Origin of the sequence: Photobacterium lutimaris (genome assembly GCF_003025555.1) — a bacterium.
GTDB classification, from domain to species: domain Bacteria; phylum Pseudomonadota; class Gammaproteobacteria; order Enterobacterales; family Vibrionaceae; genus Photobacterium; species Photobacterium lutimaris.
Genome location: NZ_PYMH01000002.1, coordinates 82,625 through 96,391, shown reverse-complemented (window position 1 = coordinate 96,391; position 13,767 = coordinate 82,625). Strand labels below are relative to the sequence as shown.

Annotated in this window: 7 protein-coding genes; 1 reads left to right on the top strand and 6 read right to left on the bottom strand. The window is 45.4% G+C overall.

Annotated features, from left to right (window positions below):
• Positions 1-1,052: 1,052 nt before the first annotated feature.
• The 5 genes from C9I99_RS05990 to pepN all read right to left on the bottom strand — a co-directional run bounded on the left by C9I99_RS05990 (position 1,053) and on the right by pepN (position 11,332).
• The gene (locus tag C9I99_RS05990; RefSeq protein ID WP_107347961.1) at positions 1,053-1,598 is read right to left on the bottom strand and encodes a cell division protein ZapC; all 546 of its coding nucleotides are present in this window, start codon (positions 1,596-1,598) and stop codon (positions 1,053-1,055) included.
• Positions 1,599-1,856: 258 nt separating this feature from the next.
• Complete coding sequence (gene pyrD / locus C9I99_RS05985) at positions 1,857-2,867, bottom strand: quinone-dependent dihydroorotate dehydrogenase (RefSeq protein WP_107347960.1); 1,011 nt, start codon at positions 2,865-2,867, stop codon at positions 1,857-1,859.
• Between the two features lie 293 nt (positions 2,868-3,160).
• Positions 3,161-7,990 carry an NAD-glutamate dehydrogenase gene (locus C9I99_RS05980; RefSeq protein WP_107347959.1) on the bottom strand — a complete coding sequence of 1,610 codons (4,830 nt, stop codon included), beginning with the start codon at positions 7,988-7,990 and terminating at the stop codon, positions 3,161-3,163.
• A 406-nt stretch (positions 7,991-8,396) separates the two neighbouring features.
• Entirely contained in the window at positions 8,397-8,618 is a 222-nt protein-coding gene (locus C9I99_RS05975; protein ID WP_107347958.1) for a DUF2835 domain-containing protein, read from the bottom strand.
• Between the two features lie 92 nt (positions 8,619-8,710).
• Complete coding sequence (gene pepN / locus C9I99_RS05970) at positions 8,711-11,332, bottom strand: aminopeptidase N (RefSeq protein ID WP_107347957.1); 2,622 nt, start codon at positions 11,330-11,332, stop codon at positions 8,711-8,713.
• A gap of 433 nt (positions 11,333-11,765) precedes the next feature.
• Here pepN and pncB point away from each other — a divergent pair, with 433 nt between their 5' ends.
• A complete protein-coding gene (pncB, locus tag C9I99_RS05965) occupies positions 11,766-12,965 on the top strand; it encodes a nicotinate phosphoribosyltransferase (protein ID WP_107347956.1) in 1,200 nt (399 codons plus the stop codon).
• A gap of 88 nt (positions 12,966-13,053) precedes the next feature.
• Here the strand turns inward: pncB and C9I99_RS05960 are convergent, their stop codons facing one another.
• Positions 13,054-13,716: a hypothetical protein gene (locus C9I99_RS05960; protein ID WP_107347955.1), complete on the bottom strand. Its 663-nt coding sequence runs from the start codon at positions 13,714-13,716 to the stop codon at positions 13,054-13,056.
• Positions 13,717-13,767: the final 51 nt, after the last annotated feature.

Sequence of the window (13,767 nt, the reverse complement as noted above, 5' to 3'; positions counted from 1 at the left end):
TTGTGATAAAAGGTTCTAACTCGGTTATTTAGCTAAAAAAACAGCAATCAAATGCCACTACATACCACATACCACTGTTCATCTAGCGTCTAAGCGCCCCTAGTGCATGGTTTAAAGCAAACGTTAGACACATAAACAGTGTTTCCCACAAAAAACAATACCCCCTAGAAGATTGTTCACACGTGTAAACAACAGATCAGAATAATACTTACCGAGCCTTCAAGATAATTGTGCACACCAGTAAACTATATTTAGACAACACTTAGTTTCAATGACTTACAAATCTAAACCTCTGCACGGGAGACACTTGCAAGTCGGCACCAACTAACCTGACAGGTGTTGATTTCTATGTGGTGAGTTGACGACGCATTGACTCTTTCCCGAGTGGAACTAATTCCTGCGGAGATATGATTAACCACAGACTCAGGCTGTTTGCCTTGGGTAATAAAATTACACAACAGAGGAAATTGAGGAAAAACCGCGTGGTTCATTGTGTTTTCAGGTGCAAAATTACGGTTGTTTTTTGCTCGTTAGCACGAAAATGAGGCAGAAAAAAAATGATAAAAAGATAAATTTTTTAGACTTACGTCACTAAGAATGGCGCTTTATTAGTCAGGTAAATTAAGAATTACCCCATCGGTTTGTGATGTACTTTACATTCCGATGTGTATTCCCCCCTTCGAAACCAGGTAAGGCCTCACTAGTGCTCAAATAACCCCATGAACCCTCCCTACCGCAAATACTGGGTGAATCGACACTCAAATGAGGATACAGGCCACTAAGGCGGCAAGACGGAAACAACATAGATTCACGCGGGTTCGTTGTAATCGGTTGAAAAGAAGAGATGTGAAAATAGTAAGGGCTGGAGCTATGGTGTTCAGCCATGACAAGGTACGGCAAGGAAGGTTCTGAGGCGCAATAGTTCTCGGTATTATTTGCAAAGAGGAATAATAGACTAATCTGGACTTATACGCTTTCGCTGCCCACGTGAGATGTGCTGTAAAGGCTTGGAATGACTGGAGATCACTTTCGATACTTGATTCGCGTAACTCTTATCCAACAAGAGCAAGCGTCATTGGTGCTTCTAGCGCCCCTTTGTAGGCTGCCATACGGTCGTTCATGACTTTAATCGTCTCACAGAAGGTCATTTCTTTCGCAGGATTGAGCGGTAATGAGGCGGTATCAGCCATCATGCATAAGCTTGCAGAACCACTGTTTTCTATAATAAGAAACTGCCCTTCACCAAGATCGGTTGAAAGTGTGACGATGTCACCGAGTTGTGGTTGGTGACCACCGGATTGCTGATGAAAGAACCAGCTTTTAGGCATAAGCGGCTTGTGGAATCTGCTCGCAGCTACAGCATTCAAAGCAAGCTCTGCTTTTCGGGGGGCAGATAGCCCAAGAATGGACATCCCTTCGAGAAAGGTTTGGTAAACAGAAGCATCGTCAACCGTAAAGGTTGTGCGTGTAAAGGCGCAAGGCACCAAGTTTTTAGTAGGAATAGCGACGCGAAAAATCATGTCATCACCAAGATCCAGCATAAGAGCGTCGTACTTCTGGTCGTAATACCACATCCATGAGTTATTGGGTTTCAACATAAGTACCGCTCCATATCCGCATCCGCTATAAAGCTTATCCACTACAACAAACAAAACTTTAGGGAAATTCTACTGCCCTACCGGCAAATAAAAAGAGGAAGAAAATACAATAAAACACATAATAATCACTGTATGTTTGACAAAATTCTCTTTGATAACGTGATAGACAGGAAATCGACATAAAAAAAGTACCTGCAAAATTTCTCTTGCAGGTACCTTGCTGTTTGCTCTCTTTCGAAATGCTTATTGTGGTATTAATCAGATATTAGTGACGATATCTTTAACCAGTTTTGGCCCATGGTAGATAAATCCAGAATAGATCTGTACCAGGCTCGCCCCTGCCGCCATCTTTTCACGGGCAGACACGGCCGAATCAATACCACCGACGCCTATAATAGGTAGCGCACCATCAAGTTCTTCCGCCAGCATGCGGATCACTTCAGTACTTCGGTTTTGCAATGGACGACCACTCAGTCCACCAGCCTCATCACAATGCGGCATGTCTTTGACCAAAGAACGATCCAGCGTAGTGTTGGTTGCAATGACACCGTCGATCTTATTGTTGATCAAAGATTGAGCGATCTGCTTGATCTCATGATCTTCTAGATCCGGTGCGATCTTAAGCGTTAGCGGGACGTATTTACCGTGTTTTTCAGCCAACTCTTTCTGCTTCTCTTTTAACTGAGCAAGCAGATCGTCAAGCATTTCTCCATACTGGAGTGTGCGTAGACCCGGCGTATTCGGTGAAGAGATATTTACCGTGATATAGCCAGCATGCTGATATACCTTTTCCATACAAATCAGGTAATCTTCTGCGCCCTTTTCAATCGGCGTATCTTTATTTTTACCAATGTTGATGCCGATAACACCGTCATACTTGGCTTTCTTCACATTCTCAATCAGGTTATCAACACCTAGGTTGTTAAACCCAAAGCGGTTGATGATGCCTTCTGCAGGAATGACACGGAACAGACGAGGCTTATCGTTACCTGATTGTGGACGTGGCGTAACGGTTCCAACTTCAACAAAACCAAAACCCATCGCACCAAATGCTTCAATACATTCGCCGTTTTTATCAAGGCCAGCAGCCAAGCCAACAGGGTTTTTGAATTTGATACCCATCACTTCAACAGGACGATCAGGAACATGTTGACGATAGAAAAGATCAAGAGGAGTGCCAGTAAAGCGAGAAAAGTTCTGAATAGCTAGATCGTGCGCTTTTTCTGCATCAAGCTTGAAAATAGCGGATCGAGCGAGGCGGTAAAGCATTGTACCTCCTAATAAAAGCCCCGTGTAAACGGGAGAACATTATTCACACTTTGGTACCTAATATCAATGACTAATTTATGTTTATGTCGAAAAAAATGGCCTACCCCATAAAATATGCGGTTAGCTCCTTGAAAAGGATACTTTTATTTCATCCAACACAAAGCAAACGTTTACATCTCTAGCTTTCAAACGAAAAAAAGCCATCATGAGCAGCATGATGGCTTTTTGTACACGATTTACCTTAAAAATATAACTTTCGAATGATAATTAAATCGAAAAGCTTATTTTTATCACTATACAACTGTTTGACAATTTAAATTCAACAACATAAGTTCACGAAGTGCCACTGAGAACTTAGCAAATTCATGCGTTGTTCCGACTTTGAATTCTGCTAACACGGTATTCCAACGCTGAATTGCGGGTTTATGTTCGTCCATCCAGTTTTCGATCAAGCTTTCTGCATCAGGAGCCTCTAACCCACTGCTTATTACTGCAAGGGTCAACTGACGTTGTTGCCAATCTAAATCTTCGCGGAATGATGCACGTGCCAACGCCTGCCAGTGGTTTTCTACAGGCTGGTTATGCACCTGCTTGAGGAACCAGTGTAATGACAAATCGGCACCGACAACGAAGTAGACACGAGAAATGAAATCAAGATCTTTTTCTGAGTTCGTTGCAATCTGAGCAATGTCCATTGCCGAGTATAAACTGCTCAGGCGTGCGATATTATGCGCGAGATCTTCTGGGATCCCCTGCTTCATCATCGCATCAGCTTGCTCGTTATGCTCCTGGACCTCTTCCGTGACAAGGTAACGCTCTAGGTTTTCGCGAAGCTTGTTTACGATCGGTTGGTAGAACGCAATCATTTGCTCTATCCCCAACTTTCTGTCGCGATTACGGAGGATCCAGCGAGTGGCACGACGCAGCATTCTACGGCAACGGTATAGTACTTCGTACTGCACCTCTGCCGGGATCACATTGTCTAGCGACCGTACCTGATCAAAGTACTGCTCAAAATTAAACACTTCTCGCCCAACAGAGTAAGCGGAAGAGATTTCTGCAATCGTAGCCCCTGTTTCTTCCTGAAGTCGGGTAACGAAGTTACAGCCCATCTCATTGGACATTTGGTTAGCCAGCGACGTCGCGATTAACTCTTTACGCAACGGATGATGTTCCATATGGCTGCGGTATTTCTCTTGCAGCTCCCTCGGGAAGTATGCCGGCAGTAAGCGCGCGTGGTATGGATCATTGGCGATCTCTTCTGTTACCAAATCTTCTTTCAATACCATCTTGCCGTATGCCACCAGCACGGCGAGCTCCGGACGGGTCAGCCCTAAGCCTGATTTCTCGCGCTCTGCCAAGGTATCGTCATCGGGTAAGTATTCCAGCACACGATCCAGCTTGCCTTCTTTTTCAAGGTGATGGATGAATCGGATTTGCTCTTTGAGCAACTGCACTTGCTGCTGCTGAGTAACAGAGATTGATTCGCTCTGGCAATAGGCATCATCGAGTACGATATCACCGACCTCATCTTCCATACGCTCAAGCAACTCGTTACGCTGCTTATACGTTAGATCACCGCTAGCAACCAATGAGTTAAGTAGGATCTTAATGTTGACTTCATTGTCCGAACAATCAACCCCACCAACGTTATCGATAAAGTCAGTATTGACCAAACCGCCTTTCTTAGCGATTTCTACCCGGCCTAGTTGGGTCAAACCAAGGTTACCCCCTTCTCCCACAACACGGGCACGCAGCTCACTGCCGTTGATACGCAGTGCATCGTTCGCACGGTCACCAACATCGGTATGGGTTTCAGACTCCGATTTTACATAAGTGCCGATACCACCATTCCACAATAGATCCACATCCATTTTCAGGATCAAGCGGATCACTTCGTTAGGTGGCAAGCTCAGTTTGCGTGTTCCCAGGAGCTTCTGAATCTGCGGAGTCAGTTTGATTGACTTACTGCGGCGAGAGAAGATGCCGCCACCTTCTGAAATCAATGTCGCGTCGTAATCTTCCCAGCTTGAACGTGGTAGCTTGAACAGACGCTCACGCTCTTTCCAGCTACTTGCAGCATCCGGCGTCGGATCGAGGAAGATATGCATATGGTTAAACGCAGCAACTAAACGAATATGCTTCGATAGCAGCATACCGTTACCAAACACGTCCCCTGCCATATCGCCGATACCCGCACAGGTGAAATCCGTTGTCTGACAGTTGATACCCAACTCGCGGAAGTGACGTTTTACTGATTCCCAACCACCTTTGGCGGTGATCCCCATCTGCTTATGGTCATAACCATTAGATCCGCCAGAAGCAAACGCATCACCTAACCAGAAGTTGTAGTCTTCTGATACCGAGTTAGCCAAATCAGAGAACGTGGCTGTGCCTTTGTCAGCGGCCACAACCAAATACGGATCATCTTCATCGTGACGAATCACATTTATAGGTGGATTCAGTTCGCCGTCAATGATGTTATCGGTGACGTCCAGCAAGGCACGGATAAAGCGCTTGTAACAACGCTGGCCCTCGGCCCAGATCTCTTCTCGTGTCGATAACTGAGGCTGACGCTTACAGACAAAACCACCTTTCGCCCCTACCGGAACAATAACGGTGTTTTTCACCTGTTGCGCTTTGACAAGGCCAAGGATTTCAGTTCGGAAATCTTCCTGGCGATCTGACCAACGTAATCCACCTCGGGCAACTTTACCACCTCGTAGGTGCACACCTTCTATATCTGGTGCGTAAACGAAGATCTCAAAGAAAGGAACCGGGGCCGGGATTTCCGGGATTTCCGATGGACGGAGTTTCAGGGATAGCCAGGGTTTTGGCTGGCCGTTAGTATCAAGCTGATAATAGTTCGTACGCTGCGTCGCTAGGATCATCTCCATATAACGACGGATTATCCTGTCATCATCCAAGCTCTCTACATGTTCCAGTTTTTCGTTGAGCTTGGCTATCAACGCATTTTCAGCATTCGCTGAATGCTTACGGCATGGATCGAAACGCAGCGAGAACAATTCAACTAATGATCTCGCAAGATCACTATGGCTGGAAAGTGTTTCTTCGATGTAGTGCTGACTGAATGGAAATCCAACCTGGCGCATGTAGCGAGCAAAACTACGTAAAATAGTAATTTCACGTCCGGTTAATCCTGCGCACAATACCAGCCGGTTAAAGCCATCACTTTCAAGTTCGCCATGCCAAATAGCTGAGAATGCTTCCTGGAAACGATCTCGCGCTTCACCCAAATCGATCCCGATGCAAGCATTGTGCAACATGGCAAAATCCAGGATCCAATACACTGTGCCCCTTTTGGTGATCACCTGATATGGCGACTCACCAATTACCCGCAGGCCTAAGTTTTCCAGCATCGGCATGACATCCGAAAGGTGGATAGGCTCATCGCGGTGGAACAGTTTCAGTTTTACAAAGCGAGAGTCATTGGCCTCTTCTTGCGGACGATAGAACAGCATACCCAACTTGTTATCTTCGCTGAGGCTTTCTAACTGTTCAATGTCAGCAACCGCTGAACCCGGCAGCATCTGCTCTTTATAAGAACGAGGGAAGGCACTGCCATAGTTTTTCGCCAATGAAGTACCTTTGCTTTCACCAAAGTTCGCGATAAGTGACGCGCTTAAACGATCATCCCAAGACGCTGCCGCTTCTACTAGGTTATGCTCGATAGCTTTGATATCCAAATCGAAATTATTATTTTCTACTCGCACGATATAATGCGTCCTTGCCAATGGGCTTTCAGAAAAGAACGTTGTAAATTCCACATCCTGTTCTGAGGCAAAGTAATCTTTGAGGACTTCTTGTGTTTTAAGTCGCAACTCGGTGTTGTAGCGTTCTTTAGTGACGTACACCATGCAAGAGAAGAAACGACCGAACGGATCTCGGCGAACAAACAAGCGCAGCAGATCCCTATCCTGCATACGAACCACACCGCAGCCGACATCCAACATCTCTTTTTCATTGGCTTGAATAAGTTCATCACGTGGATACGTTTCGAGCAGGTTATTCAATGCCTTCCATGAATGCGATCCGGCCGGATAACGACTCTCTTCCAAGATACGTGTGACCTTGTTACTGATCAGCGGAATATTCATGGTCGACTGATGGTAAGCAGTAGAGGCATACAAGCCGGTAAAACGGTGCTCACCGATGACATTGCCATCTTTATCAAAACGTTTAATACCAATGTAATCGGTATAGGCCGGACGGTGGATTGTCGACTTTCCATTGCTCTTCGTCAGGATCAGCAGGTCGGGTTTGCGGGCTTCAATTCGGGCTGACTCGGGAAGTTGTGACAAGCGAAGCGTTCTGACTTTATCAACATTGCTTAGAAGCCCCAATCCCTGCTCATCGCAAGGACGCAATTCGTAGTCACCTTCTATCGGCACAAGATCATACTTGTGATAACCCATAAAAGTGAAGTTGTGATGTGTCACCCAGTCCAAGAAAGCAATGGCTTCCTCACGGTGTTCTTTATCAACAGGAAGATCAGCTTTCTTGAGATCTTTGACAATTTTCTGCATTTTCGTTTGCATCGATTGCCAATCATTAACGACCAAATCAACATCTTGAAGCACTTGTTTTAGTTCTTGTTTTAATGCTTCAAGTTCTTTCTTATCGTTAAGTCGATCAACCTCAATATGGAAAAGTGTCTGTAAGTCACCATCCTGGCCACATGCTTCTGTAATAACGCCTTGTGCATTTCGCTTAAAGAAATACGGCCCATTGAGCATCATATGGCTAGTAATACCCAGGCGGGTCAAGGTCATACGAACAGAGTCAACCAAAAAAGGACGGTCTGGCGTGATGATCTCAACGACGGTATGAGGTGACTGCCAGCCATAGCGGCTAAGTGTCGGATTGTACACACGCACCGAAATTTGGTCTGGCTTATTTTGAACAAGGTGATGCCATAAACTCAATACAGCACCATAAAGGTCAGATTCATTCCTTTGAAGCAGATCATCATCTGCCAGTTGTCCTAGCAATCGCTGAGCAAACACTTCTACTAATGACTGCTGGGATGTCTCAATCTTATCCAGGATTAAGTCATACACTTTCTCAAGCAGTACCGGCACGATAGGGTCAGGTGCGGTCATAGCAATGCTCCATTGTTATATATTATCAATCAAGTATAGAGTTTATAAAGCAACCAACGGATGGTTATTGGGGATCATGCCGCTGGAAGACGCTCTCTTGCGTGACTGCTATTGTAGGGTGTTTTGTTGCGAGACCGTTACGTTAATTACTCTACTTATAAAGGAAAAAATCGAATATGTGACTAAAGTAGATATTTTGGCTGGATGTATTATCTGAGGCTGATGAAAATGCCATCGGGTTACGACAATCGCTATGTAAATGGCTATAACCATTTATTTTAAAAGTTCTTTTCCCTAGCATTCGCAATGATTACTTCATATCCCCCACACCTAAAGAGGTACAACGAGTCATATAAGCAAGCCCATAACCGTTATGGTAGAATGTTAAAAATGCATCAACATAAAATTACAAAACCTGTTCAATCGCTTGCAGTTTATTTGCCTCTGAAACCGTAACACGAAATCGCCCACGGACCCCTAGCTGAGTAAGAAAAGGTCTTAACCGTGTCGCGGGTAACTGCAGGCGTAAACCATTGTCAGTCGTCACCAGTACTGTACTGGCAGCCCCCGAGTAGTGGTGGAGAAATTGCTGATAAGTAATGTGGATGGAAAAGATATAGGCTTTCATGAGACAAGAATTCAGTGAGTAATTAATGGGTATATGGCGGACAATATAAATAAGGGGCAAGATAACTTACCCCTCAACATTGTGATTACCGTTTACAGCTCAAGTGCTTTTTGCACTTTCTCAAACAAGTCTTTGGCTAGGTTTTCTAGCTGAGACAGTTTTTCAAGCTCTGCACGCATCAAACCTTGACGATGCTCATCGTACTGACGGTACTTAAGGAATGGTTCAATCAAACGAGAAGCCACTTGCGGGTTGCTGGTATTCAAGACAGTCAGAATTTCCGTCAGGAACTGGTAACCAGATCCATCTTTAGCGTGGAAGCGTACCGGGTTGTTACCACAGAAGCTTGCCACCAAACTACGGGTACGGTTCGGGTTTTTCAAATCAAACGCTTTGTGCTTCATAGTTTCGCGCACATTATCGAGCGCATTCTCTGCCGGATTCTTGCCTTGTAGAATAAACCACTTATCCATCACCAGGCCGTCTTGAGTCCACTTATCACTGAAGTCAGCCATTTGGTCGGCACGGCAAGCCAGTTCTGCATCATTCGCTACCGCCATGGCCGCCATCGTATCGGTCATATTGTCTGACGCTTCATACTGTTTAGCGACAAGACTGTTGCCTTGCTCTGTATGTGCCAGATAGGCCAAGCAGGTATTGCGAAGAGAACGCTTGGCCATCGCTTCATGTTCAATCGTATATGACGCTTGCATGAGAGAATGGTAAATAGCACTGAATTCATCTTCCATCGTTACGGCCAATACTTTTTCAAGCTCACCCATCACGCTGTTGATAGCATCAACATCAACGGTTTTATACCAACCCGCAACTTCATTTTCACTTGGTAGGGTTAGCATTTCGGCAATGAAAGCAGGGTCTAGCTTTTCATCAAGCAGCACACCACGGAACGCGTCAACGACCGCTTCAGGTAATTCAAAAGACTCGCCATTCTGAGAGCGGGCCACATTGTGCTTGATGTATTTAGCCAACAAGATTTGGCCAGCATCCCAACGAGCAAACTCGTTACGTGCATGAACCATCAAGAAAGTCAGTTCTGCATCTGAATAGTCATACTCCAAGATCACCGGCGCTGAAAATTCACGCAACATAGAGATCACTGGCTGCTGGTCAATGCCGTCAAAAACAAACTCTTGCTCGGCTTCAGTCACATCCAGCACATTGTGGATTGATTTTCCGTCACACTGTAACGGAATGACATTGCCCTTCGCATCATACAATTCAACATCGAACGGGATATGCAGGGGTTGCTTCTGCGCCTGGCCCGGTGTTGGCGCAGTATGCTGCCTTACCGTGACACGGTAACGACTGTCTTGTTCAAGATATTCTGTCTCAACCTGCACGACCGGTGTCCCTGATTGGCTATACCAACGTCGGAATTTCTCAAGGCTAATACCGGATGCATCTTCCATTGCCTGAACAAAATCATCACAGGTTGCAGCTGTACCATCATGACGTTCGAAGTACAGCTTCATACCGGCTTGGAAGTTCTCTTCACCAAGCAAAGTGTGCATCATGCGAATAACTTCACTGCCCTTCTCATACACAGTCAGAGTGTAGAAGTTATTCATCTCAATCACTTTTTCGGGACGAATTGGGTGTGACATCGGGCCACGGTCCTCAGAGAACTGCGGGCCACGCATGATGCGAACATTGTTAATGCGATTTACGGGACGAGATCCCAGGTCAGATGAAAACTCTTGGTCACGGAAAACAGTCAGGCCTTCTTTCAGGCTAAGCTGGAACCAGTCACGACAAGTGACGCGGTTACCGGTCCAGTTATGGAAGTATTCGTGACCGATCACCGCTTCAATACCTTGGTAGTCGGTATCGGTTGCCGTTTTCGCATTTGCCAGTACGTACTTGGAATTAAAGACATTCAATCCTTTATTTTCCATCGCGCCCATGTTGAAGAAGTCCACCGCTACAATCATGTAAATATCAAGATCGTACTCTAGGCCAAAACGTTCTTCGTCCCATTTCATTGAGTTAATCAATGACGTCATGGCATATTCGGCGCGATCCAAGTTGCCTTTATCAACAAAGATCTCTAGCGCTACATCACGACCACTTACCGTGGTGTAGTTATCACGCAAGACATCAAAATCCCCTGCCACCAAGGCAAACAGGTAACTGGGTTTCGGAAATGGGTCTTGCCACTGTACCCAGTGACGACCATTGTCCAGCTCACCCCCATCAACACGGTTACCATTACTCATCAGGTATGGATACTGCGCTTTGTCAGCAATTACCTTCGTGGAGAAACGCGCCAATACATCAGGGCGGTCAAGGTAATAGGTAATACGACGGAAGCCTTCAGCCTCACACTGGGTACAGTATGCACCGCCTGATTTATACAAGCCTTCAAGCAAGGTATTTGCTTCTGGATTGATTTCAGTTTCAATCAGCATATCGAACGATGCAGGTAGCCCGTTGACCGTCAGCTTACCTTCGCCTTCGGTATAGTCTGACCAGTTCTCACCATTGATTTCAACGCGGATCAAAGTTAGCGCATCACCATCGAGCTCCATTGATGTGGCACCTTCCACCTGCTGCTCAACCTTGCTAATCGCGACCACACGGGTTGCAGTTTCATGCAAGTCAAACTCTAGCGAGAGATCGGTAATGGTGAATTCTGGAGCTTGGTAATCTGAACGGTACTTTGCCGTTGGCTGGATAGTTGGTTGTTCGGCCATGTTTATTCCTTATATTTCCGCCTGTTAGTGTCGCGGTATGTATCCATTATTCTGCGTTAGACCAGTGCAGACAAGCTTATTACCCTGATTTGGCGATATGTTTCTCAATTGCCCTCTCACTCGGTCAATTAATGCACATCCAACCACTGATTTTGCTGGTTGTGCTTTGAAGACTCGCATTTCATCTTTACTATACTCAACTTATTAGCAGTAATGTTTACCCAAATTTCGCTATACAGCAAGATCACCGCACGAACAAACGGTTAACCGTGTATCGATAATAATGACAATAAAACCACTACGGGCTTGTCGTTAGCGACATTAACGCGTATCTTACTGCCCCTATTTTTTTCATCAATCTGAAACATTTTGAGACAACCTCGCCTCAAAATAGGGTAAAATCACCGGATTGCAAAAAACAACCAAACTAGTTATGAATCATTTTGGACACACTGGGATTATCGACTCCCTGCTTGATACTGATGCATACAAATTGCACATGCAGCAAGCCATTTTTCATCAATACCCTAATGTTGAAGCTGTTGCCGAGTTTCACTGCCGGAGCGACGAAGATCTCCGTCCATATAGCCAAGAGATTCAAGAGCATATCGATCAGCTCGGTGGCCTCTCTTTTACTAAAGAAGAAATTGATTACCTAGCGACCCTCAGCTTCTTCAAGGCGGACTACCTTGACTACCTTGCGTCGTTTCGAATCGACAGCAAGCAAGTTCGTATTGACACGTCGGGTGATCAACTAGCCATTACCATTACCGGTAAATGGCTCGATATCATTCTTTGGGAAGTGCCACTTCTGGCAATTATCTGCGAAGTACGATGTAAGCATCGCTACCCATCCTCCTCCGCTGATGATGCATTAGCCTCGCTGAAACAAAAAATGGCTAACTTTTATCAGAAAGCTAATGATGAAGGTATCAATCTCGATGCATTCTCTCTGGTTGACTTTGGTACACGCCGCCGCTTCTCTCGCAATGTTCACCACGAAGTTGTTGACTATCTTAAGAGCAATATGCCGGAGTTCAAAGGTACATCTAACTATCACTTAGCCCGTACCCGTCACCTAACACCTGTTGGTACTCAAGCCCATGAATGGTTCCAAGCACACCAACAACTGGCTGGTGAGCTGGCTGATTCACAGCAGCTTGCGTTAAACCGCTGGCTTCAGGAATACCCGAACTCACTGGGTATCGCTCTTACTGATTGCATCAACATGGATGCTTTCCTGCGTGACTTCGATCTTCGGTTGTCAGAGCGCTTCATCGGCCTACGCCATGACAGTGGAGACCCGATTGCCTGGGGTGAAAAAGCGATCGCACACTATAAGTCATTGGGGATTGATCCAAAAACCAAATCTTTGGTCTTCTCCGATAGCCTGACGCTGGATAAAGCGCTGAACATCTATAAGCACTTTGCCCACCGTATCAATACCAGTTTTGGTATTGGTACCCAGCTCACCTGCGATCTCCCGAATGTCAAAACATTGAACGTAGTTTTGAAACTGACCGAATGTGAAGGTCGGCCAGTCGCTAAAATTTCAGACGAACCTGGCAAGAGTATCTGCCGAGATGAGAATTACCTGTCACAGCTGCGACAGGCATTTAAAATCGTCAGCTAGTCGCACGCACCATATGTCGATATAGAAAACAAAAAGCGAGGTATCACCTCGCTTTTCTTTAACTGTCTTCGTGGGCAGCAACTATGCACTACTCCCTTCTCATTACCGCTTCCATACCGAACTGCTGATTACTGAGCGTTAGAGTATTACTTCCCAAACTGTACTGACTATCTTGCTGACCATCTTCATAAATCAACACAATGCGATCGTCTTCAATGAAGTAAATGCCGCGGTGTTCTTTTTTCTTGCCGTTCTTACCTGATACCTCGGCCGAAAACAAGAAGTCTGGGCGAAGGGATAAAGCAATTTCCGAGACACCATCACCAACGTCCTTCCCGGTTATTTGCGAAGAACGCCAGTTACCCGGCAGATTCTCTGGTGCCAACTTAGTAAAACGAGCACCATCAAGCAAAAATTGGTTGTAGCTTAACATGTAGCTATGCTGCTGCTCAGGTTGACCATGAGAAAGGAAAGTAACGGTAGTTTCATCGATATCGTATATCCCATCCCACTCTTCCACGCTGCCATCAATCTGAAGAAGCCGGATAACAAAACGATAATTTGACTTGAACTTGATGTTCATTGCGCGGTAATTCGCACCTTCACTTTCAACACCAGTATCAGTATTACTAAACCAGTACCAATCACCAAGAAGCAATGGATAATCAAATTCCGTCAAGTCTGTTGAGCGTGCACTGATAGCAAATGTCGAAAATAACAGCGTTACAGCAAGAATTACACGTTTCAGCATAGTATTCCCCTAACACCAGAATTGCTCACCTACATTTAACCCTAGTCGGCA